This is a genomic window from Burkholderia sp. Bp9140, assembly GCF_003853425.1.
Taxonomy (GTDB): domain Bacteria; phylum Pseudomonadota; class Gammaproteobacteria; order Burkholderiales; family Burkholderiaceae; genus Burkholderia.
In genome coordinates this window covers 72,862-94,219 of record NZ_QTPQ01000033.1, presented here as the reverse complement: position 1 = coordinate 94,219, position 21,358 = coordinate 72,862, and the positions used below count along the sequence as shown (strand labels likewise).

17 protein-coding genes are annotated in these 21,358 nt (G+C 66.8%); 12 read left to right on the top strand and 5 right to left on the bottom strand.

Features of this window, described 5'->3' with window-relative positions:
• The first annotated feature begins 23 nt into the window (after positions 1–23).
• Together DIE21_RS25920 and DIE21_RS25915 are read left to right on the top strand one after the other, a co-directional pair.
• A complete protein-coding gene (locus tag DIE21_RS25920) occupies positions 24–629 on the top strand; it encodes a TetR/AcrR family transcriptional regulator (RefSeq protein ID WP_124500369.1) in 606 nt (201 codons plus the stop codon).
• 235 nt (positions 630–864) lie between these two features.
• Entirely contained in the window at positions 865–1,512 is a 648-nt protein-coding gene (locus tag DIE21_RS25915; RefSeq protein ID WP_124500368.1) for a GNAT family N-acetyltransferase, read from the top strand.
• 69 nt (positions 1,513–1,581) lie between these two features.
• Here DIE21_RS25915 and DIE21_RS25910 read toward each other — a convergent pair whose 3' ends face one another.
• Positions 1,582–2,106 (bottom strand): Lrp/AsnC family transcriptional regulator, encoded by a 525-nt coding sequence (locus tag DIE21_RS25910; RefSeq protein ID WP_124500367.1) that lies wholly within the window; start codon positions 2,104–2,106, stop codon positions 1,582–1,584.
• Between the two features lie 212 nt (positions 2,107–2,318).
• On the opposite strand from DIE21_RS25910, the gene hppD reads away from it, so the two are divergent.
• On the top strand, positions 2,319–3,416 hold the full coding sequence (hppD, locus tag DIE21_RS25905) for a 4-hydroxyphenylpyruvate dioxygenase (RefSeq protein WP_124500366.1): 1,098 nt from the start codon (positions 2,319–2,321) through the stop codon (positions 3,414–3,416).
• A 152-nt stretch (positions 3,417–3,568) separates the two neighbouring features.
• Here hppD and DIE21_RS25900 read toward each other — a convergent pair whose 3' ends face one another.
• Positions 3,569–3,763 (bottom strand): hypothetical protein, encoded by a 195-nt coding sequence (locus DIE21_RS25900; RefSeq protein WP_124500365.1) that lies wholly within the window; start codon positions 3,761–3,763, stop codon positions 3,569–3,571.
• Positions 3,764–4,082: 319 nt separating this feature from the next.
• Between DIE21_RS25900 and DIE21_RS25895 the strand changes: the two genes are divergently transcribed.
• Positions 4,083–7,673, top strand: coding sequence for an indolepyruvate ferredoxin oxidoreductase family protein (locus tag DIE21_RS25895; protein WP_124500364.1), 3,591 nt, complete (start codon positions 4,083–4,085; stop codon positions 7,671–7,673).
• Positions 7,674–7,817: 144 nt separating this feature from the next.
• On the opposite strand, the gene DIE21_RS25890 is transcribed toward DIE21_RS25895, so the two are convergent.
• Positions 7,818–10,088, bottom strand: a complete 2,271-nt coding sequence (locus tag DIE21_RS25890) for an NADP-dependent malic enzyme (RefSeq protein WP_124500363.1) — start codon at positions 10,086–10,088, stop codon at positions 7,818–7,820.
• Positions 10,089–10,551: 463 nt separating this feature from the next.
• On the opposite strand from DIE21_RS25890, the gene DIE21_RS25885 reads away from it, so the two are divergent.
• The 7 genes from DIE21_RS25885 to DIE21_RS25855 all read left to right on the top strand — a co-directional run bounded on the left by DIE21_RS25885 (position 10,552) and on the right by DIE21_RS25855 (position 18,120).
• Entirely contained in the window at positions 10,552–11,238 is a 687-nt protein-coding gene (locus DIE21_RS25885) for an orotate phosphoribosyltransferase (RefSeq protein ID WP_006752465.1), read from the top strand.
• A gap of 240 nt (positions 11,239–11,478) precedes the next feature.
• Positions 11,479–12,081 (top strand): YbhB/YbcL family Raf kinase inhibitor-like protein, encoded by a 603-nt coding sequence (locus DIE21_RS25880; RefSeq protein ID WP_124500362.1) that lies wholly within the window; start codon positions 11,479–11,481, stop codon positions 12,079–12,081.
• Positions 12,082–12,295: 214 nt separating this feature from the next.
• Positions 12,296–12,868, top strand: a complete 573-nt coding sequence (locus tag DIE21_RS25875; RefSeq protein ID WP_124500361.1) for a flavodoxin family protein — start codon at positions 12,296–12,298, stop codon at positions 12,866–12,868.
• A 189-nt stretch (positions 12,869–13,057) separates the two neighbouring features.
• Positions 13,058–14,008 (top strand): N-acetyl-gamma-glutamyl-phosphate reductase, encoded by a 951-nt coding sequence (argC, locus tag DIE21_RS25870; RefSeq protein WP_124500360.1) that lies wholly within the window; start codon positions 13,058–13,060, stop codon positions 14,006–14,008.
• Between the two features lie 429 nt (positions 14,009–14,437).
• Positions 14,438–15,871: a DUF2957 domain-containing protein gene (locus tag DIE21_RS25865; RefSeq protein ID WP_124500359.1), complete on the top strand. Its 1,434-nt coding sequence runs from the start codon at positions 14,438–14,440 to the stop codon at positions 15,869–15,871.
• A gap of 155 nt (positions 15,872–16,026) precedes the next feature.
• Entirely contained in the window at positions 16,027–17,268 is a 1,242-nt protein-coding gene (locus tag DIE21_RS25860) for a DUF2957 domain-containing protein (protein WP_124500358.1), read from the top strand.
• A gap of 18 nt (positions 17,269–17,286) precedes the next feature.
• On the top strand, positions 17,287–18,120 hold the full coding sequence (locus DIE21_RS25855; protein WP_011350645.1) for an OmpW family protein: 834 nt from the start codon (positions 17,287–17,289) through the stop codon (positions 18,118–18,120).
• A 203-nt stretch (positions 18,121–18,323) separates the two neighbouring features.
• Here the strand turns inward: DIE21_RS25855 and DIE21_RS25850 are convergent, their stop codons facing one another.
• Positions 18,324–19,244, bottom strand: coding sequence for a LysR family transcriptional regulator (locus tag DIE21_RS25850; protein ID WP_124500357.1), 921 nt, complete (start codon positions 19,242–19,244; stop codon positions 18,324–18,326).
• A 96-nt stretch (positions 19,245–19,340) separates the two neighbouring features.
• On the opposite strand from DIE21_RS25850, the gene DIE21_RS25845 reads away from it, so the two are divergent.
• Positions 19,341–20,633 (top strand): MFS transporter, encoded by a 1,293-nt coding sequence (locus tag DIE21_RS25845; protein WP_124500356.1) that lies wholly within the window; start codon positions 19,341–19,343, stop codon positions 20,631–20,633.
• A gap of 73 nt (positions 20,634–20,706) precedes the next feature.
• Here the strand turns inward: DIE21_RS25845 and DIE21_RS25840 are convergent, their stop codons facing one another.
• The gene (locus DIE21_RS25840) at positions 20,707–21,342 is read right to left on the bottom strand and encodes a LysE family translocator (RefSeq protein ID WP_124500355.1); all 636 of its coding nucleotides are present in this window, start codon (positions 21,340–21,342) and stop codon (positions 20,707–20,709) included.
• Positions 21,343–21,358 lie beyond the last annotated feature (16 nt).

Here is a 21,358-nt window from a genome sequence, read left to right as displayed (position 1 = left end):
CGCTACTTCTTTCGCATTCGACCATGGCCCGTACCCGAGCGCCCGACCACGAATCCCAGCGCGAGCAGATCCTCGATCTCGCCGCCGAGAAATTCGCGCAGACGAGCTATCCGAGCACGTCGATGTCCGATCTCGCGACCGCGAGCGGCACGTCGAAGGCACGTCTCTATCACTATTACGAGAGCAAGGAAGCGATCCTGTTCGATCTGCTCGACCGCTACACGAAGCGGTTGATGCTGATCATCGCCGAGGTCGAGGGCGCGAGCCAGCGGCGCGGCCTCAGCGAGCGCGACGCGTTCGCCGAACTGGTGCGCGCGTTCCTCGCCGAGTACGAGACGTCGCACAGCCGCCACGTCGCGCTGCTCAACGACGTGAAGTATCTCGAGGATGCGCAGCGCGAAATCGTGCTCGACCGCCAGCGCGACATCGTCGCGGCATTCGCGCGCCAGCTCGCGCGCGCCTACCCGGAGCGGATCTCGAAGGACAACCAGACATCGGTCACGATGATGGTGTTCGGGATGATCAACTGGACGTTCACGTGGCTCAAGCCGGGCGGCCGCCTCGGCTACCGCGACTTCGCCGAACAGGTGATCGACCTGATGGAGCACGGGCTGTCGTCGGGCGCGTGATTGCCGCGCAGCAGCACGCGTTGTGCGGCGGGCACACTGCGACAGGCCGCCGCGCATTTCATATGATGAATTTTTAATCCGTTATAAATCAAACAGATAGAGAATGAAGTAAGCGGATTTAGAATTTCCCCTCAGCACAAATAACGTCAAATACGGGTTTTCCCCAACCCCACTCGGGTAGAATGCTGTTGCATCGCACAAGACGTTTGTGCAGTTACACACTGAGGAACCCACGATGAACACGCAATTCGACCGCCGTGCCGATGCTGTCGGCCACGCCGGTACTGCGCCGGTTCTCGTCAGGGAACTGGCTTCCAAAGACCGTGAGCGAATGCTCACCCACTTTCTCTCGCTCAACGAAGAGGACCGCCTGCTGCGCTTCGGCCAGATGGTGCCCGACCACGTGATCGAGAACTATGTCCGCACGATCGACTTCGGCCGCGATACCGTGTTCGGCGTGTTCGACCATGCGCTCGAACTGCTTGGCGTCGGCCACCTGGCGTACCTGCCCGCCGAAGGCGACACGCGCACGGCGGAATTCGGCGTGTCGGTGCTCGAAAGCGCCCGCGGCCGCGGCGTCGGCTCGAAGCTGTTCGAGCGCGCAGCGATCCGCAGCCGCAACACCCGCGTGACGATGCTGTACATGCATTGCCTGTCGCGCAACGCGACGATGATGCACATCGCGAAGAAGTCCGGGATGCGGATCGAATACGCATACGGCGAAGCCGATGCGTACCTGTCGCTGCCGCCGGCCGACCACTCGACGATCCTCGCCGAGATGCTGCAGGAACAGGCTGCGGTATTCGACTATGCGTTGAAGCGCCAGGCGCACCGCACGTCGAAGTTCATCGAATCGCTGATGCCCGCCGCGCTGACGGCGTGACATCGGCCGACCGGGCGCCCCGCGGAGCGCCCGGCCCGCGTTCCTTTCTCCCATTCCCGGCATCGCACGCTAGCGCACCGACCGGATCGGCAACGCCGTCGTCTCCTTGAAGCACTCGAGCGAGAAGCTCGTCTTCACGTCGATCACGGACGGATGGTGCAGCAAATGCTCCTGCACGAAGCGGGAGAAATGCGCCATGTCCTCGACCTGCACGCGCAGCAGGTAATCCATGTCGCCCGTCATCGCATGGCACGCGACCACTTCCGGCCAGGTCTGCACGGCCGCGCGGAACAGTTCCGCGTGGGTCGCGCCCGCGCGTGCCGACGTCTCGTCGGCACGAACCGGCGCCAGGCCGCCGCGCTTCTCGAGCCGCACACTCACATAGGCGAGCAGATCGAGCCCGAGCTTCTGCGGATCGAGCAGCGCCACGTAGCCGGTGATCACGCCGAGCTCCTCGAGCCGCCGGATCCGGCGCAGGCACGGGCTCGGCGACAGGTTCACGCGCTCGGCGATCTCCTGGTTCGACAGGCGACCGTTCTCCTGAAGAATCGCGAGAATCCGCCGGTCGATGGCATCCAGTTCGGCTTGCGCCATTTTCTGCCCTCCGATGAATATTTTGGGACTTGAAATTGCGCCATCGTAGGCACAGACGATTAAGTTCGCAAGTTTACGCTCTCCCCTGCCCGCTACACTTTGTCGCATGGATGGATGCGTTGCGCGCACCGCGCCACGCGTCACCTTCGACATGGAACCGGCCTGGCACCCTCATCGCCCCGGCCGATCGCACAGCACACAGGAGACACGGCATGCAGATCCCCAACTGGGAGAACCCCGTCGGCACCGACGGCTTCGAATTCATCGAATACACCGCGCCGGATCCGAAAGCACTCGGACAACTGTTCGAACGGATGGGTTTCACCGCGATCGCGCGCCATCGCCACAAGGACGTGACGGTCTACCGTCAGGGCGACATCAACTTCATCATCAACGCCGAACCCGATTCGTTCGCACAACGCTTCGCGCGCCTGCACGGCCCGTCGATCTGCGCGATCGCGTTCCGCGTGCAGGACGCCGCGAAGGCATACAAGCACGCGCTCGAACTCGGCGCCTGGGGCTTCGACAACAAGACCGGCCCGATGGAGCTGAACATCCCGGCGATCAAGGGCATCGGCGATTCGCTGATCTATTTCGTCGACCGCTGGCGCGGCAAGAATGGTGCGCAGCCGGGCGCGATCGGCGATATCAGCATCTATGACGTCGACTTCGAGCCGATCGCCGGCGCGAACCCGAATCCGGTCGGCCACGGCCTCACCTACATCGATCACCTGACGCACAACGTGCATCGCGGCCGCATGCAGGAATGGGCCGAATTCTACGAGCGCCTGTTCAACTTCCGCGAAGTGCGCTACTTCGACATCGAAGGCAAGGTGACGGGCGTGAAGTCGAAGGCGATGACGTCGCCGTGCGGCAAGATCCGGATCCCGATCAACGAGGAAGGCTCGGACACGGCCGGCCAGATCCAGGAATACCTCGACGCGTACCACGGCGAAGGCATCCAGCACATCGCGCTCGGCACGAACGACATCTACGGCGCGGTCGACGGCCTGCGCGGCAAGGAAGTGAAGCTGCTCGACACGATCGACACGTATTACGAGCTGGTCGACCGCCGCGTGCCGAACCACGGCGAATCGCTCGACGAGCTGAAGAAGCGCAAGATCCTGATCGACGGCGCCCGCGACGACCTGCTGCTGCAGATCTTCACCGAGAACCAGATCGGCCCGATCTTCTTCGAGATCATCCAGCGCAAGGGCAACCAGGGTTTCGGCGAAGGCAACTTCAAGGCGCTGTTCGAATCGATCGAGCTCGACCAGATCCGCCGCGGCGTGGTCCAGGACAAGGCCTGACCAAGGCCTGACGCAGACGGCCGCGCGGCGCCCGGCAGCCCGGGCAGCCGCACGAACATCAGCGGCACAACGAAAAAGGGCGGGAATCTCGCGATTCCCGCCCTTTTGTCGTTTCAGTCGTTCCGGCGCGGTCGGCCGGCCGCGCGAACGGATCAACGCACGTTCGCCTTCGGCGCGACGGCATGCTCGGCCGCCAGCCGTGCGTTGGCGTCCTGCGCCGGCGCGATCTGACGCATCTGCGCGCCGGCTGCCGCCAGTGCGCTCGCGCCCCGCGCGTGCACCGGGCCGGTCATCGCGAAAAACGCCGCGGACACGATCAGGAAACTCTGGATATGACGTGTGTTCATTGCACCTCCTTTAAGACTGCCGGCGCCTCCCCGGTTGCATCGAAACGGACCGACGCGGCCGGGCACCTCCGGCAGGCCGACAAGATTAACGGCATTTGTACGAAGATGGGGCCGGCTTTACATGCTTTTACATGCTGTAACGCCGTCCCGCGCGCCGCTTCGTCGATGCGTGGCGGCGCGCCGGCCGGTGGGCGACGGGTTTATCCCAGTGCTACCATCTCTCAAAACCGGCCAATATGCCGGCCACTGCCGACACGTTCACAAGACGTCGAAGCAACTGAAGCTTTGGTGATCCCAAACTGGGTGGAGGAGACAGTTAATGAATGCCCCGCTAGACGCAGGCCAACGCGCGTCGCTTGAAGCCGCGCTGAAGTCCGTCACGCTTGACGACAAATACACGCTCGAACGCGGCCGCGCGTACATGAGCGGCATCCAGGCCCTCGTGCGCCTGCCGATGCTCCAGCAGGAACGCGACCGCGCCGCCGGCCTCAACACGGCCGGCTTCATCTCCGGTTACCGCGGCTCGCCGCTCGGCGGCCTCGACCTCTCGCTGTGGAAAGCCAAGCAGCACCTCGCGGCCCACCAGATCGTCTTCCAGCCCGGTCTCAACGAAGATCTCGCCGCCACCGCCGTGTGGGGCTCGCAGCAGGTGAACCTGTACCCCGGCGCGAAGTACGACGGCGTATTCGGCATGTGGTACGGCAAGGGCCCGGGCGTCGACCGCACCGGCGACGTCTTCAAGCACGCGAACTCGGCCGGCTCGTCGCCGCACGGCGGCGTGCTCGTGCTCGCCGGCGACGACCACGCGGCGAAATCGTCGACGCTCGCGCACCAGTCCGAACACATCTTCAAGGCCTGCGGGCTGCCGGTGCTGTTCCCGTCCAACGTGCAGGAATATCTCGACTTCGGCCTGCACGGCTGGGCGATGAGCCGCTACTCGGGCCTGTGGGTCGCGCTCAAGTGCGTGACGGACGTGGTCGAATCGTCAGCGTCGGTCGACATCGACCCGCATCGCACCGAGATCGTGCTGCCGACCGACTTCATCCTGCCGGACGGCGGCCTGAACATCCGCTGGCCCGACCCGCCGCTCGTGCAGGAAGCGCGGCTGCTCGACTACAAGTGGTACGCGGCGCTCGCCTACGTGCGCGCCAACAAGCTCGACCGGATCGAGATCGACTCGCCGAATGCCCGCTTCGGGATCATGACGGGCGGCAAGGCGTATCTCGACGTGCGCCAGGCGCTGATCGACCTCGGCCTCGACGACGAAACCTGCGCACGGATCGGCATCCGCCTGTACAAGGTCGGCTGCGTATGGCCGCTCGAAGCGCAGGGCGCGCAGGCGTTCGCGCGCGGCCTCGACGAAATCCTCGTCGTCGAGGAAAAGCGCCAGATCCTCGAATATGCGATCAAGGAAGAGCTGTACAACTGGCCCGATGCGCAGCGCCCGCGCGTGTTCGGCAAGTTCGACGAGAAGGACGGCGCCGGCGGCGAATGGTCGGTGCCGATGGGCAACTGGCTGCTGCCCGCACACTATGAACTGTCGCCCGCGATCATCGCGAAGGCGATCGCGACGCGCCTCGAGAAGTTCGAGCTGCCGTCCGAGGTGCGCGCGCGCATCGCCGCGCGGCTCGCGGTGATCAACGCCAAGGAAATGGCGCTCGCGAAGCCGCACGTGCAGACCGAGCGCAAGCCGTGGTTCTGCTCGGGCTGCCCGCACAACACGTCGACCAATGTGCCGGAAGGCTCGCGCGCGATCGCGGGCATCGGCTGCCATTACATGACGGTGTGGATGGACCGCAACACGAGCACCTTCAGCCAGATGGGCGGAGAAGGCGTGCCGTGGATCGGCCAGGCGCCGTTCACGGACGAAAAGCACGTGTTCGCGAACCTCGGCGACGGCACGTATTTCCACTCGGGCCTGCTGGCGGTGCGCGCGGCGATTTCGTCGAAGGCGAACATCACCTACAAGATCCTCTACAACGACGCCGTGGCGATGACGGGCGGCCAGCCGGTCGACGGCGTGCTGACGGTGCCGCAGATCACGCACCAGCTCGCGTCCGAAGGCGCGAAGAAGATCGTGATCGTCACCGACGAGCCGGAGAAGTACGACGGCCAGAAGGCGCTGCTCGCGCCGGACGTGACGATCCATCACCGCGACCGGCTCGACGACGTGCAGCGCGAGCTGCGCGAGATCGCCGGCACGACGATCCTGATCTACGACCAGACCTGCGCGACCGAGAAGCGCCGCCGCCGCAAGCGCGGCACGTATCCGGATCCGGCGAAGCGCGTCGTGATCAACGATGCGGTGTGCGAAGGCTGCGGCGACTGCTCGGTGCAGTCGAACTGCCTGTCGGTCGAGCCGCTCGAAACCGAATTCGGCACGAAGCGCCAGATCAACCAGTCGAGCTGCAACAAGGACTTCTCGTGCGTGAAGGGCTTCTGCCCGAGCTTCGTGACGGTAGAAGGCGGCCAGCTGAGGAAGCCGAAGGCCGTGTCGGTCGACGGCGGCGCGCTGCCGCCGATTCCGGAGCCGACGCTGCCGGCGATCGATCGTGCATACGGCGTGCTCGTCACGGGTGTCGGCGGCACGGGCGTCGTCACGATCGGCGCGCTGCTCGGGATGGCCGCGCACCTGGAGAACAAGGGCGTGACCGTGCTCGACGTCACGGGCCTCGCGCAGAAGGGCGGCGCCGTGATGAGCCACGTGCAGATCTCGCACGCGCCGACCGACATCCACGCGACGCGGATCGCGATGGGCGAAGCCGACCTCGTGATCGGCTGCGACGCGATCGTCACGGCCGGCGACGAATGCACGTCGCGCATGCGGCACGACACGACGCGCGTGGTCGTCAACAGCGCGCAGACGCCGACGGCCGAATTCATCAAGAACCCGAACTGGGCGTTCCCCGGCCTGTCCGCCGAAAACGACATCCGCGCGGCGGCAGGCGTTGCCGTCGACTTCATCGACGCGAACCGCTTCGCGGTCGCGCTGCTCGGCGACGCGATCTACACGAACCCGTTCGTGCTCGGCTACGCGTGGCAGAAGGGCTGGCTGCCGCTCACGCTCGCGTCGCTCGAACGCGCGATCGAGCTGAACGCGGTGTCGGTCGAGAAGAACCGTGCGGCATTCGACTGGGGCCGGCGCGCCGCGCACGACCTCGCAAGCGTGAAGCAGGCCGCGGCCGGCGACGCACGCCCCGCGCAGGGCGCGACGGTGATCGCGCTGCACACGAAGAAGGCGGTGGATGCCCTGATCGCGAAGCGCGTGGACTTCCTCACCGCGTACCAGAACGCGGCGTACGCATCGCGCTATGCGGCCTTAGTCGACAAGGTGCGGGCGGCGGAACGCGCACTGGCGGACGGCGACACCGTGCAGGAACCGCTGACCGAAGCGGTCGCGCGCAACCTGTTCAAGCTGATGGCGTACAAGGACGAGTACGAGGTCGCACGGCTGCAGTCCGATCCCGCGTTCCTCGCGCGTCTGTCGTCGCAGTTCGAAGGCGACTGGAAGCTGAAATTCCACCTCGCGCCGCCGCTGTTCGCGAAGAAGGACGCACACGGCCATCTCGTGAAGAAGGCGTACGGCCCGTGGATGATGTCGGCGTTCCGGCTGCTCGCGAAGGCAAAGTTCCTCCGCGGCACGGGGCTCGACCCGTTCGGCCGCACCGCGGAGCGCCGCGCCGAGCGCGCACTGATCGACGAGTACGAAGCGCTGATCGGCGAAGTGTCGGCCAAGCTGAACGCGGCCAACCGCCCGCTCGCGCTCGAGCTCGCGGCGCTGCCGGACGGCATTCGCGGCTACGGCCACGTGAAGGAGAACAACCTGCGCGCGGTGCGCCAGAAGTGGGACACGCTGCTCGCAAAGTGGCGTTCGCCGACGGGCGGCCAGTCGCACCAGCAGGTCGCGTAACGGTGCGTGGCGGGCATTCGCGGTTCGGATGCCCGCCACGCGCTGCCAACGACTCACCTCACGATAAAAAAACGCCACGGAACGCAGGTGCCGTGGCGTTTTTCATTGCGCCGCGCCTGAAGCGCGGCACATGCGGGCGTGGACTTACTTCGTGTTCACGTTCGCGGCGGCAACGGCCGTCATGTTGATGATCCGGCGCACGGTCGCGGCCGGCGTCAGGATGTGGACCGGCTTTGCTGCGCCGAGCAGGAACGGGCCGACCGTCACGCCTTCGCCGCCGACCATCTTCAGCAGGTTGTACGCGATGTTCGCCGCTTCGACGTTCGGCATGATCAGCAGGTTCGCTTCGCCCGACAGCGTCGTGCCGGGGAATGCCTGCTTGCGGATCACTTCCGACAGCGCCGCGTCGCCGTGCATTTCGCCATCGACTTCCAGGTTCGGCGCACGTTCGACGATCAGCTTGCGGGCCTCACCCATCCGGCGCGACGACGCCGACGGCGCGCTGCCGAAGTTCGAATTCGACAGCAGCGCGGCTTTCGGTGCAATGCCGAAGCGCTCGATCTCGGCCGCGGCCTGGATCGTCATGTCGGCAAGCTGTTCGGCGCTCGGCAGCTCGTTCACGTACGTGTCGCACACGAACAGGTTGCGTCCCGGCAGCATCAGCAGGTTCATCGCGGCAAAGTGCTCGGCGCCCTTCGCGCGGCCCAGCACCTGCTCGATGAACTTCAGGTGGCTGTGGAACGTGTCGATCATCCCGCAGATCATCCCGTCCGCGTCGCCCAGGTGCACGAGCATCGCGCCGATCAGCGTGTTGAACTTGCGCATCGCGGCCTTCGCGACTTCCGGCGTCACGCCGTCGCGCGCGCCAATCTCCTGATACGCCTGCCAGTAGCGGTGGTAGCGCGAATCGTCTTCCGGGTCGACGATTTCGAAATCGGTGCCGGCCTTCAGCTTCGAGCCGATCTTCACGAGGCGCATCTCGACGACCGACGGACGGCCGACGATGATCGGCTTCGCGATCTTTTCCTGCAGCACGAACTGCGCGGCGCGCAGCACGCGCTCGTCCTCGCCTTCGGCGAACACGATGCGCGCCTGCTTCTGCTTCGCGGTCGCGAACACCGGACGCATCACCATGCCGGTGCGGTAGACGGTCGCGCCGAGCTGCTCGCGGTACGCGTCCATGTCCTGGATCGGACGCGTGGCGACGCCCGAATCCATCGCGGCTTGCGCGACGGCCGGCGCGATCTTGATGATCAGGCGCGGGTCGAATGGCTTCGGAATCAGGTAGTCCGGCCCGAACTCGAGCGAGTGGCCTTCATACGCCTTCGCGACTTCCTCGCTCTGGTCGGTTTCCTCGGCCAGCTCGGCGATCGCGCGCACGCACGCGAGCTTCATTTCTTCCGTGATCGTCGTCGCGCCGACGTCGAGCGCGCCGCGGAAGATGAACGGGAAGCACAGCACGTTGTTGACCTGGTTCGGGTAGTCCGAACGGCCGGTCGCGACGATCGCGTCCGGGCGCACGGCCTTCGCGTCTTCCGGGCGGATTTCCGGTTCCGGGTTCGCAAGCGCCAGGATCAGCGGGCGGTCGCCCATCGTCTTGACCATGTCCTGCTTCAGCACGCCCGCGCTCGAGCAGCCGAGGAACACATCCGCGCCGACGATCGCGTCGGCGAGCGTGCGCGCGTCGGTGGTCGCCGCGTAGCGCTGCTTCGACGGATCGAGGTTGCCGCGCCCTTCGTAGATCACGCCCTTCGAGTCGGCGACGAGGATGTTCGCCTTCGTCAGGCCGAGGTTCACGAGCAGGTCCAGGCACGCGATCGCCGCGGCGCCCGCGCCCGAGCACACGAGCTTCACTTCGGCGAGCTTCTTGCCGACGACCTTCAGGCCGTTCAGGATCGCGGCCGACGCGATGATCGCGGTGCCGTGCTGGTCGTCGTGGAAGACGGGGATCTTCATGCGCTCGCGCAGCTTCTGCTCGATGTAGAAGCATTCCGGCGCCTTGATGTCCTCGAGGTTGATGCCGCCGAGCGTCGGCTCGAGCATCGCGATCGCCTCGACAAGCTTGTCGGGGTCAGACTCCGACAGCTCGATGTCGAACACGTCGATGCCGGCGAACTTCTTGAACAGGCAGCCCTTGCCTTCCATCACCGGCTTCGCGGCCAGCGGGCCGATGTTGCCGAGACCGAGCACGGCCGTGCCGTTCGTCACGACGCCGACGAGGTTGCCGCGCGACGTGTACTTCTGCGCGTCGAGCGGATCGGCGTGGATCGCCTCGCACGCGGCGGCGACGCCCGGCGAATACGCGAGCGACAGATCGAGCTGGTTCGACAGCGGCTTGGTCGGGGTGACCGAAATCTTGCCGGGTTTCGGGTTCTGGTGATACGCGAGAGCGGCCTGCTTCAGTTGTTCGTCCATGATTGACCTGCGAGAGACATGCGAAATTTTGACGGTTCAGTACACAGCACCTTGAGCCGTGTCTGCCTGAATCGAGGGGATGGTCGACTGCGAGACGGCACGCGACGCGCCGGGTCGGCACGCCATCGAACCTTGGCGGGTAGTGGCAAGAAGAAAGTACAAAGTACTGAACGATTTCTAAGGGTCGCCTAGTGTACACCCCCTAAATGACGTCCGTTGGTGCGGCGCCGCATCCCCGGCATCAGCATCGGGCCGGTCGCGCCCCGTTTGTTTCGCCGGTGGTGAGCCGCGCGCCGAACCTGCGCGAATTCCGCCGAAAACCGGCCTGAATCGGGTAAAATAGCCGGCTACGCGCGCAGCGATGCGATTGGCCCGCCGATCGCACCCCGGCCCCTCGGGCAGGTTCCCCTTGCTGCGCCACCGGGCCCGCGCCCGCTCTTCGCTCATCACCCAAGGAATGCCCATGACAGGCTACGATCGTCAGTCGATCTCGGATACGACCGCCAAAATCCTGCTCGAAGTGCAGGCGGTGCACTTCAACGCCGAAAAACCGTTCATCTTCACGTCCGGCTGGGCAAGCCCCGTCTACATCGACTGCCGCAAGCTGATCTCGTATCCGCGCGTGCGTCGTGCGCTGATGGAAATGGCGGAAACGACGATCATGCGCGACGTCGGCTTCGAGCAGATCGACTCGGTGGCGGGCGGCGAGACGGCCGGCATCCCGTTCGCGGCATGGCTCGCGGACCGCATGATGGTGCCGATGCAGTACGTGCGCAAGAAGCCGAAGGGTTTCGGCCGCAACGCGCAGATCGAGGGTCATCTGGAAGAAGGCTCGCGCGTGCTGCTGGTGGAAGACCTGACGACCGACAGCCGCAGCAAGATCAATTTCGTCAACGCGCTGCGCACCGCGGGCGCGACGGTGAACCACTGCTTCGTGCTGTTCCACTACAACATCTTCAAGGAAAGCGTGTCGGTCCTGAAGGACATCGACGTCGACCTGCACGCGCTGGCGACCTGGTGGGACGTGCTGCGCGTCGCGAAGGCATCGGGCTACTTCGAGACCAAGACGCTCGACGAAGTCGAGAAGTTCCTGCACGCGCCGGCCGAGTGGTCGGCCGCGCACGGCGGCGCAACGGCCCCGAAGGAATGACGCCGTGCCGGCACGCAGGCCGGCACCCTGGCTGGAAAAACCGCTCGCTTCATCGCGAGCGGTTTTTTTTCGTCCGTCGATCCGGATCAGCGTCGTGCCGAATCGCGGGCCGCGGCATGCATCGTTCATCGAACCCTAATGCTAGACTTGATCCATCGCCGCCATCAGCTGCGCGGGCAACGCACAACGCCAACAACGCCGGGAGCATCGGCCCGGCCCACGTGACGGGAGAAGCGCCATATGCGTGTGGATCGCCGGATCACTTCGCCTGCGTCTCCGGGTCGTCCGTCTCCGTTCATCGCCGCCCTTCTCTGCGCCGCCGCGTGCGTCGCGATCGCCGTTCCGCCCGCGCGGGCGGAAGGCCCGTTCACCGTGTCGAGCAGCCAACTGACGCCCGGCGGGCGCGTCGGCGCCGCGAACGTGTTCGACCGCGGCGATTGCAAGGGCGAGAACCGTTCGCCGCAGCTGAGCTGGCGCAATCCGCCGCCCGGCACGCGCAGCTACGCGATCACGATCTTCGATCCCGATGCGCCGGGGCATGGCTGGTGGCACTGGGCCGTCGCCGGCATCCCGGCGAGCGTCACGAGCCTGCCGGCCGATGCGAGCGCGTCGGGGTTCCTGCGGCGCATCGGCGCGAGCGAGGCGCGCAACGACTTCGGGATCGACGGCTACGGCGGCCCGTGCCCGCCGCCCGGCAAGCCGCACCGCTACGTGATCACCGTCCATGCGCTGAAGGGCACGGACCTGCGCGTCGCGCAAGGGCGCCCCGCACCGATGTTCGAGCACGAGATCGGCACGCTGACGATCGGCACCGCGCGGCTCACGGTCAATTACGGGCAGTAAGCAGTCGCGCGCCGCCGCATGTTCGGGTCGCGATTGCCCGCGCCTGCGAACTTCCAGGCGCGCGACGCGCGCTTTTTTCCCGTCATTTCGGCTTGCTAGACTCGGCTGCACCGATCGCGGCATCCCGTCGCGCATCCGTCGCGCCGCCCGAGTGCGGCGCGTGACGCGGCAGGCCGCGGCGCCCGCCGTTTCGCCCTCTTCCGGAGAACGCTTCATGTCGAACATCGTCATCGTCTATCACAGCGGCTACGGTCACACGCAGAAACTGGCCGACGCCGTCCACGCGGGCGCGCAGGACGCCGGCGCCACCGCACGCCTGATCGCCGTCGGCGAACTCGACGACGCGGGCTGGGCCGCGCTCGACGCGGCGGACGCGATCGTCTTCGGCGCGCCGACCTACATGGGCGGCCCGTCCGCACAGTTCAAGCAGTTCGCCGATGCCACGTCGAAACCGTGGTTCACGCAGAAGTGGAAGGACAAGATCGCCGCGGGCTTCACGAACTCCGCGACGATGAACGGCGACAAGTTCTCGACGATTCAGTATTTCGTCACGCTGGCGATGCAACATGGGATGGTGTGGGTCGGCACCGGCATGATGCCGGCCAACTCGAAGGCGGCCACGCGCAACGACATCAACTACGTCGGCGGCTTCACGGGCCTGCTCGCGCAGTCGCCGGCGGACGCGACGCCCGACGAGGGCCCGCTGCCGGGCGACCTCGACACCGCGAAGGCGTTCGGCCGGCGCGTCGCCGAAGCGACGGCCCGCTGGGTGGCCGGCAGCCGCTGAACGCGCCCGGGGGCGCCCGCCCGCTCGCATCGCCGGTGGCGCGGCGACGCGGTGCCGGCGCGTGAAAGGGACGCAAGACGGTCCGCGGGCCGTCTTTTTTTCGCCCCGTGCGGTGCAGGCCCGCCGGATGACGTCTTAGAATGGCGGTTTCAGGGCGCCGCGGCTCCCGTTTCATTCAGTGAGAGCGAAATGAGCACCAAAGTTTTTGTCGACGGCCAGGAAGGTACGACCGGCCTCAAGATCTTCGAATACCTGTCGGCGCGCAACGACATCGAGATCCTGCGCATCGATGAAGCGAAGCGCAAGGACGTCGACGAGCGCCGCCGCCTGATCAACGCGTCGGACGTCACGTTCCTTTGCCTGCCGGACGTCGCGTCGCGCGAATCGGCATCGCTGGTCGAGAACCCGAACACGACGCTGATCGACGCGAGCACCGCGTTCCGCACGAGCGCTGACTGGGCGTACGGCCTGCCGGAACTGACCCGCGCGCAGCGCGAGAAGATTCGGACGTCGAAGCGCATCGCCGTGCCGGGCTGCCACGCATCGGCCTTCGTGCTCGCGATGCGTCCGCTCGTCGATGCCGGCATCGTCGCGCCGACCTTCGCCGCGCACAGCTACTCGATCACCGGCTACAGCGGCGGCGGCAAGTCGATGATCGCCGAATACGAAAGCGCGGCGCCCGGCGGCAAGCTCGCGAGCCCGCGTCCGTATGCGCTCGCGCTGGCGCACAAGCACCTGCCGGAAATGGCCGCTCACACGGGCCTCGCGCACGCACCGATCTTCACGCCGATCGTCGGGCCGTTCCTGAAAGGCCTGGCCGTGACGACCTACTTCTCGCCGGAACAGCTCGCGAAGCGCGCGACGCCGCAGGACGTGCAGCGCGTGTTCGCCGAGTACTACGCGGACGAACCGTTCGTGCGCGTCGCGCCGTTCAACGCGGATGCGAATCTCGACAGCGGCTTCTTCGACGTGCAGGCGAACAACGACACGAACCGTGTCGACCTGTTCGTGTTCGGCAACGAAGAACGCTTCGTCACGGTCGCGCGCCTCGACAACCTGGGCAAGGGTGCATCGGGCGCCGCGATCCAGTGCATGAACCTCAACATCGGTGCCGCCGAGGATACGGGCCTCAAGCGCTGATCCCGCTTGCACGCGATGCAAAGCCGGCCGCTGGCCGGCTTTTTATTTATCCGTATCAGGCAATATATAAAATCCGGACAGCGCATTTACAAATATTTACAAGCTTTCCATTGCGCGATTACCGGGGAATTAATTTCGTACCGGCTTTCTCCAGTCAATCCCGAATAGGGATAAACCGGATACCCTCGCTTTAAACACTGCCGTTATACGCGGGAAGGCTCCGGGAGCCGTCCGTGCGTGGCATCCGCCCCACTTCGGCAGCACTCCACCGCCCTCCGCGCGTTTTAATTCTTACTGAAATCCCCAGTCTGCAAGGATTCGTGACGCCCCTTTTGTTTCAATCGCCTTTTTTAGACGAGTTCATCAATTGACAGCAAAAATCCGGGCAGCGACATTAGCTCGCACAATTAAACGACTGGAGACAGCGGCATGTCGCACGCCTTATCGAAGGGGGTGGCAACGGCCTTTGCCATCGCACCTTTCCTGATTGCCTGTGGTGGAGGGGACGGCGGCACGCCCGCGCCGATCGACGCCCCCCAATGTTCCGGATCGAGCTGCGGCACGCAAGGGCCGCCGCCGTCGCAGCCCGTCAACGGCGCGCTGTGCCCGGCCGATGCCGACATCGTGAAGAGCACGTACCTCGGCGGCGCCGGTAGCGGCGAGATCGTCAGCGTCAACATCGACGCGGTAGCGATGACGTACACGCTCAAGTGGCTCGAATCGCCGATTCCGCTCGCGACCGGCACGGTCACGCCGACCCGCGCCGGCACCACGATCACCGGCAAGGTCATTCATCCGCCGACCGGCACGCTGCCGACCGCGGAACAGACGCGCTGCGCCTTCGTCCTCACGCCGGGTTCGGGCGCCGCACCGAACGGCTCGACCTATTCGACGGCCGCCGACTTCAACCATGCGAACCCGCCGATGCTGCTGGTCGGCATGGGTGTCGCGGGCGGCGGCATCCCCGGTGCGACGGTGCAGTACGACGGGCTGACGATCACCGTCGCCGGCGTCCCGCTCTACAAGAACGTCGGCCAGGTGCCGAACCGCCACTTCGACTTCTATCCGTTCCTCGGCTTCGCGAACACGACGACCGACCTCACGAAGCTGCCGGGCACCTACAACGCGCTGCTCTATCACCTCGTGCCGTCAGGCAACTACGCGACGAAGGGCACGAATTCGAGCGAGACGTTCGATGCGAACGGCGCGTGCACGTCGACGGCGTCGGGCGGCTGCCTGACGACCGGCGATCCGTGGACCGTCAACACCGCGAACGGCGGCTACCTCGACAGCACGAAGGCACCGCAGATCCTGCCGCAGACGCAACTGCCGCTGATCGGCGCGACCGGCAAGTCGGCGACCGCGCACATGGTGATCGGCCAGCTCAACGGCGCGACCGTGCCGGTGGTGGTCCGCACGGGCTACGTGTATCTGGGCACGGACCTGGCGCTGCATACCGACGCGAAGGTCGACGACGAGTCGGGCATCGCGGTGCTCGGCGCGGCGAGCGCGATCCAGTCGGGCGCGATCGACGGCGGCTACGCGGGCGCGGACTCGAACTTCAAGTACACGGCCGCACTGATCCGCGGCAGCAACGCGTCGTTCATCAACCCGACCACGCAGGCTGAAGAAGACGGCTTCACGCTCGACTACGGCCAGGGCACGCCGGGCCTGCTGAACACGACGACGACGCCGGCGAGCGGTGCGACCTACCCGTCCGCATCGGGCGTGGTGATCGCGACGGGCGGCCTGTACGCGGCGCTGATCCAGGGCACGGTGAACGGCGGCGTCACGTCGACGTCGGCGAACTCGAGCACGTCGTCGACGCCGTACTTCGGCGTGGGCGCGCAGATCAGCAAGTAACGATCGGGGACGCGGCGGCGGGCGGTGCGCCGCCGCGGGATGCAGGAAAGGCACGAAACGACGGCGTCCGGCACGACGCGGGCAGCACGAGCACAAGCAACAGAAGCGGCCGACAGGGAGCCGGCCGCCCGACAAGACAAATCTGGAGGAGCAACATGAAGCGCAACCTCATTCTGGCGGCGGCCCTTGCCGCCCCCCTTCTTTCCGCATGCGGCGGCGGCAGCGACAATCCGCCCCCGCTCGTCGAAGACCGGCTGTGCCCGGCGTCGCTCGACTACAGCACCGTATACACGGGCGGCGCCGGCAGCGGCGAACTGGCCAAGGTCCAGCTGGACACGACCAAGATGACCTGGCAGGTCACCTATGTCGAATCGCCGGTTCCGCAAAAGACGGGCACCGTCACGCCGACCCGCGCGGGCACCGTCGACAGCGGCACGCTCACGCAGGAAACGCTGCTGCCGACCAACAAGCTCAACCAGTGCGCGTTCCGGCTGAACGGCGCGAGCCTGGATGCGTCGCGGCCGGCGCGCATCTTCGTCGGCTTCGGCGTCGCGGGCGGCACGATTCCCGGCAAGGAGATCCAGTTCGACGGCGTGCTCGGCCAGGCCGCGGTGCCCGACACGAAATTCCCGTATTACCCGTTCATCGGCTTCTCGTCGATCGAAACCGACATCACGAAGGTCGCGGGCACGTACAGCCACGTCGGCTTCGGCGAAGTGCCGTCGCAAAAATTCGCGCCGGCATCGATCGATGCCAAGGTGACGATCAACGCGGACGGCACGTGGACCAAGTGCGACTCGACCGGTCAGTTCGCCGGCGGCGCGTGCGCGCAGCAGGGCACGAACTTCGTGCAGTCGGCCGACGGCAGCGGTGCGTTCCAGTCGAACAACTACGCGAGCCAGCTGAAGCCGACGCTGTCGGCGACGCCACAGGGCAAGGGCTTCATGATCGTCGGCAAGCTGCGCAACCAGCTGGTGCCGATCCTCGTGCGCACCGGTGTCGCGAACCCGAACCCGACGCCGGACAGCAACGGCGTGCCGGGCCTGACCGCCGACGACGAGTCGAGCATCTCGATCCTTTCGCCGCAGACGGCGGTCACGGTCGGTTCGCAGAACGGCGAGTACATCGGCGTCGACAGCGAGTTCAATTACCGGACCACCGCGCTGATCAACAACCAGGCGACGCTGCTCGATCCGTTCCAGCCGTCGCAGGCGTCGCTCACGAGAGTCCTCGATCTCGACTACACGCAGAAGGTGCCGGGCACGGTCACGACGATCCACACGGGTTCGGGCAGCACGTCGCCGACCGGCAAGTTCATCTTCACGGGCGGCGTGTTCGGGTTCCTCGACAACGCCGGATCGACGCCGTATTTCACGATCGGCGCATTCGTCCAGTAAGCGGAGGGGGAAGCCGTGATGAAGAAAACCCTTCTCTGCGCGGCGGCCGGCGCCGCCGTGCTGGCGCCGCTCGCGGCGCACGCGCAGAGCGCCGGCAGCAACGTCGTCACGCTGGGCTGGTTCCACGTGATGCCGCAGCAAAGCAGCACGCCGATGACGACCAACGTCGCGCCGACGCCGATCAACACGCCGCTGCGGCTGCCGCCGTCGTTCACGTCGCCGGGCACCGGGCTGCGTACGAGCGGCGCCGATACGGTCGGCCTGACGGTCAGCCACTTCCTGACCGACCACATCGCGGTCACGTCGGTGGCCGGCGTGCCGCCGGTGTTCAAGGTGTCGGGCCAGGGCACGATCAAGCCGCCAGGACCTGCCGGCGCGCTCGGCACGCAGAACATCGGGCTCGCGTCGGTGAACCCGATCGTGAAGAGCGTGCGGCAGTGGAGCCCGGCGGTCCTGCTGCAGTACTACTTCGGGCAGGCGACCGCGAAGTTCCGGCCGTTCCTCGGCCTCGGCGTGTCGTACAACTGGTTCAGCGACCTGCAGCTCAACACGAACTTCATCAAGCAGACGCAGGACAACCTCGGCGCGATTCTCGCGGCGGGCGCGGGCAAGCCGGGTACGACATCGGTGGAGGCGAAGGCGTCGTCGTCATGGCAGCCGGTGTTCAACGCGGGCCTGCAGTACAACATGACCGAGCATTTCGGGCTGATCGCGTCGGTGACCTACATCCCGCTGAAGACGACGTCGACGGTGACGATCAAGGCGGCCGACGGCACGGTGCTCTCCGAGTCGAAATCGGACCTGAAGGCCGACCCGATCATCAGCTACGTCGGGATGACCTACAAGTTCTGACGCCGGCAACGGGAACGGACGAAGGACGAATGGATGGCCCGCGGCAAAATCGCGGGCAAAAAAAAGCCCGCCTAAGAGGCGGGCTGAATCCATATCAGAGGAGACATGGAGGAGACAGGTGTAACTATAGCGAATCGATTTCCGCATTGCAACATTTCCATAGAGAAAATCAGGATTTTCCCTCGAATGCGCACTCTAGATCGCTAGTTCGATTCAGACCCCTTGCCATTCTCCCGGTCGAGCACCGCTCCCAGCGCATCGCGCAGCAGCGCGACCGGCCGCGTCAGGCGGCCCGGCAGCGCGCCGTGCACGATCCAGACGTTGATCCGCGTCTCCAGCCCCGCCGTTTCCACCACCCGCAGCGCATCGCGATGCGCGCTGCGCGCCAGCGCGTTCGGCGACGCGATGCCGATGCCGGCGCCGCGCGCGACGAGCGACAGCTGCAACTCCGAGCCGAACGCCTCGACCGCGACGTCGAACGGCAGCCCGGCCGCGCCAAGCGCACGGCTCAGCGCCGAACGCATCCCGCAGCCGTCCTGGCTCAGCACCCACGGGAAACCGGACAGCACGTCGAGCGACAGCGGGCCGTCCGGCAGCGGGAAATCGCGCGCGGCGACGAGCACCGTCGGCTGCATGCCGAGCAGCGTGGCCGTCAGCGTGTCGGGCAGCGCCGCGCTGGCCGGCACCATCACCGTCGCGACATCGAGCGTGCCGCGCTCGATGCCCTGCACGAGCGCCGGCGACCAGCCGGCCGTCACGCGCAGCGTCAGCCGCGGAAACGCGTCGCGCAGCCGGTCGATCGGCCGCTCGAGCGCCAGCTCGGACAGGAACGGCGGCACGCCGATGCGCAGTTCGCCCGACGGCTCGCTGTCCGGTGCGCCCGCCGCCATCAATTCGTCGACCGCGCCCAGCACATTGCGCGCGAGCGCATAGACGTCACGACCGGCGGCGGTCGGCTTCAGCGGCTTGCTCTGACGCTCGAGCAGCGGCATGCCCAGCAGCGTTTCGAGGTGCTGCACGCGCCGGGTGAGGCCCGGCTGCGTCAGATGAAGCTTCGCGGCGGCGGCGACCATCGACCCGCTGTCGACTACCGCGACGAACGCCTGGAGATCACGCGTATTCAAAGCAAACTCGCATAATCATGTTAGACATATTTCAATTGTGGCATAAACACCCGCCGCCTACGATGGGGATTCCTTCGCTCGACTCCCTGGCTTCCGATGAACTGCCCTGCCGACTCCTGCCCTGCCGACTCCTGCCCCGCCGCCGGCCACCCCGCGCTCGGCACACCGCCCGCACTGAGCGCGGGCATGACACTCTTCTTCGCCGCGACGGTCGGCGTGATCGTGATGGGCCTGTTTGCCGCGCAGCCGCTGACCGGCCCGATCAGCGCCGACCTGCGGCTGCCGCCCGGCCTCACGGGCCTCGTCGCGATGCTGCCGCAGCTCGGCTACGCGGCCGGCCTCGTGCTGCTGGTGCCGCTCGTCGACCTGCTCGAGAACCGCCGCCTGATCGTCATGACGCTCGTCGCGTGCGCGGCCGCGCTCGCGCTGCCGGCATTCACGCGTTCCGGCACCGTCTTCCTGCTGGCGACGCTGGCCGCCGGCGCCGCGTCGAGCGTGATCCAGATGCTGGTGCCGATGGCCGCGTCGATGGCGCCCGAAGCGCAGCGCGGGCGCGCGGTCGGCAACGTGATGAGCGGACTGATGCTCGGCATCCTGCTGTCGCGACCGCTCGCCAGCCTGATAGCCGGCACGGCCGGCTGGCGCGCGTTCTACGCGCTGGCCGCGCTCGCGAACGCGGCGATCGCGGCGGTGCTCGCGCTGCGCTTGCCGCCGCGCGTGCCGTCGGCGACCGACGGCTATCGCGCGCTGCTGGCGTCGATGGGCCGCCTGCTGGCCGACGAACCGGTGCTGCGCCGGCATGCGCTGTCGGCCGCGCTCGCGATGGCCGCGTTCAGCGCGTTCTGGACCGCCGTCGGGCTGCGGCTCGCCCAGCCGCCGTTCGGCCTCGACCTGCACGGCATCGCGCTGTTCGCGTTCGCCGGCGCGAGCGGCGCGATCGTCACACCGCTGGCCGGCCGCGCCGGCGATCGCGGTCATGGCCCGGCCGCGCGGCGCATCGCGCACGTGACGATGCTCGCGGCACTCACCGTGCTCGGCATCGCCGGCGCCGGCTGGTTCGGCTTCGATGCGCACGCGCATCGCGGCGTCGCGCTGGCGCTGCTGGCCGGCGGCGCGGCGTTGCTCGACGCGGGCGTGATCGTCGACCAGACGATCGGCCGCCGGGAAATCAACCTGCTGAACCCGGCCGCACGCGGGCGTCTGAACGGGCTGTTCGTCGGGCTGTTCTTCGTCGGCGGCGCACTCGGCGCGGCCCTCGCGGGCAGCGCGTGGGCGTGGGACGGGTGGCGCGCCGTGTGCGGCGTCGGCTTCGCGTTTGCGGGTGCGGCCGCCGCGTTCGGCGTGTCAGCCGGGCGCCGGAGGGGCGCCACCGCGTGGCCGCGCGCGTGACGCGGGCCCGCATATGAGAACGCCCCGCCCTCTGACGAGGTGCGGGGCGTCCGGCAGGCCGCGCGGGCCGAACTCAGTGGCGAACCAGCGCCATCATCGCGCCGAAGCCGACGAAGATGCCGCCCGTCAGCCGGTTGAAGACCTTCGCGACGCTCTGGCTCTTCAGCGTCGCGCCGATGCGCGTGCCAAACGACGCGTAGACGAGATACCAGCTGACCTCGATCACCGCGAACGTGACGACGAGGATGCCGAACTGCGGCAGCGTCGGCTCGGATGCATTGATGAACTGCGGCAGCAACGCGGCCGCGAACAGGATCGCCTTCGGGTTGCTGCCCGCGACCAGGAAACCATTGCGGAACAGCGCCCAGCGCGATGCCGATGCGCCCTGCAAGACGGCATCGACGTCGGCGGCCGGCGCATCGTCGACGCGTGCGCGCCATGCCTTCACGCCGAGATAGATCAGGTAGGCCGCGCCCGCAAAGCGCAATGCATCGAACATCGCCGGCCAGGCCTCGAGGACCGCGCCGAGCCCCGCCGCGGACACCGCCAGCATCAGCACCAGCGCGCTCAGGCAGCCGGCCATCGTCGACGACGAGCGGCGCAGCCCGTGCCGCGCGCCGTGCGTCATCACGAGCAGCATGTTCGGTCCCGGAATCGCCGACACGACGAACACCGTCGCCACGAAAAGCCACCACGTATGCAGGTTCATGACCACCCCGGCCGAA

What these genes read in the sequence shown, in the direction of transcription:
- DIE21_RS25920 (WP_124500369.1), top strand. Translation starts at nt 24, where the DNA reads ATGGCCCGTACCCGAGCGCCCGACCACGAATCCCAGCGCGAGCAGATC.
- DIE21_RS25915 (WP_124500368.1), top strand. Translation starts at nt 865, where the DNA reads ATGAACACGCAATTCGACCGCCGTGCCGATGCTGTCGGCCACGCCGGT.
- DIE21_RS25910 (WP_124500367.1), bottom strand. Translation starts at nt 2,106, where the DNA reads ATGGCGCAAGCCGAACTGGATGCCATCGACCGGCGGATTCTCGCGATT.
- hppD (WP_124500366.1), top strand. Translation starts at nt 2,319, where the DNA reads ATGCAGATCCCCAACTGGGAGAACCCCGTCGGCACCGACGGCTTCGAA.
- DIE21_RS25900 (WP_124500365.1), bottom strand. Translation starts at nt 3,763, where the DNA reads ATGAACACACGTCATATCCAGAGTTTCCTGATCGTGTCCGCGGCGTTT.
- DIE21_RS25895 (WP_124500364.1), top strand. Translation starts at nt 4,083, where the DNA reads ATGAATGCCCCGCTAGACGCAGGCCAACGCGCGTCGCTTGAAGCCGCG.
- DIE21_RS25890 (WP_124500363.1), bottom strand. Translation starts at nt 10,088, where the DNA reads ATGGACGAACAACTGAAGCAGGCCGCTCTCGCGTATCACCAGAACCCG.
- DIE21_RS25885 (WP_006752465.1), top strand. Translation starts at nt 10,552, where the DNA reads ATGACAGGCTACGATCGTCAGTCGATCTCGGATACGACCGCCAAAATC.
- DIE21_RS25880 (WP_124500362.1), top strand. Translation starts at nt 11,479, where the DNA reads ATGCGTGTGGATCGCCGGATCACTTCGCCTGCGTCTCCGGGTCGTCCG.
- DIE21_RS25875 (WP_124500361.1), top strand. Translation starts at nt 12,296, where the DNA reads ATGTCGAACATCGTCATCGTCTATCACAGCGGCTACGGTCACACGCAG.
- argC (WP_124500360.1), top strand. Translation starts at nt 13,058, where the DNA reads ATGAGCACCAAAGTTTTTGTCGACGGCCAGGAAGGTACGACCGGCCTC.
- DIE21_RS25865 (WP_124500359.1), top strand. Translation starts at nt 14,438, where the DNA reads ATGTCGCACGCCTTATCGAAGGGGGTGGCAACGGCCTTTGCCATCGCA.
- DIE21_RS25860 (WP_124500358.1), top strand. Translation starts at nt 16,027, where the DNA reads ATGAAGCGCAACCTCATTCTGGCGGCGGCCCTTGCCGCCCCCCTTCTT.
- DIE21_RS25855 (WP_011350645.1), top strand. Translation starts at nt 17,287, where the DNA reads ATGAAGAAAACCCTTCTCTGCGCGGCGGCCGGCGCCGCCGTGCTGGCG.
- DIE21_RS25845 (WP_124500356.1), top strand. Translation starts at nt 19,341, where the DNA reads ATGAACTGCCCTGCCGACTCCTGCCCTGCCGACTCCTGCCCCGCCGCC.
- DIE21_RS25840 (WP_124500355.1), bottom strand. Translation starts at nt 21,342, where the DNA reads ATGAACCTGCATACGTGGTGGCTTTTCGTGGCGACGGTGTTCGTCGTG.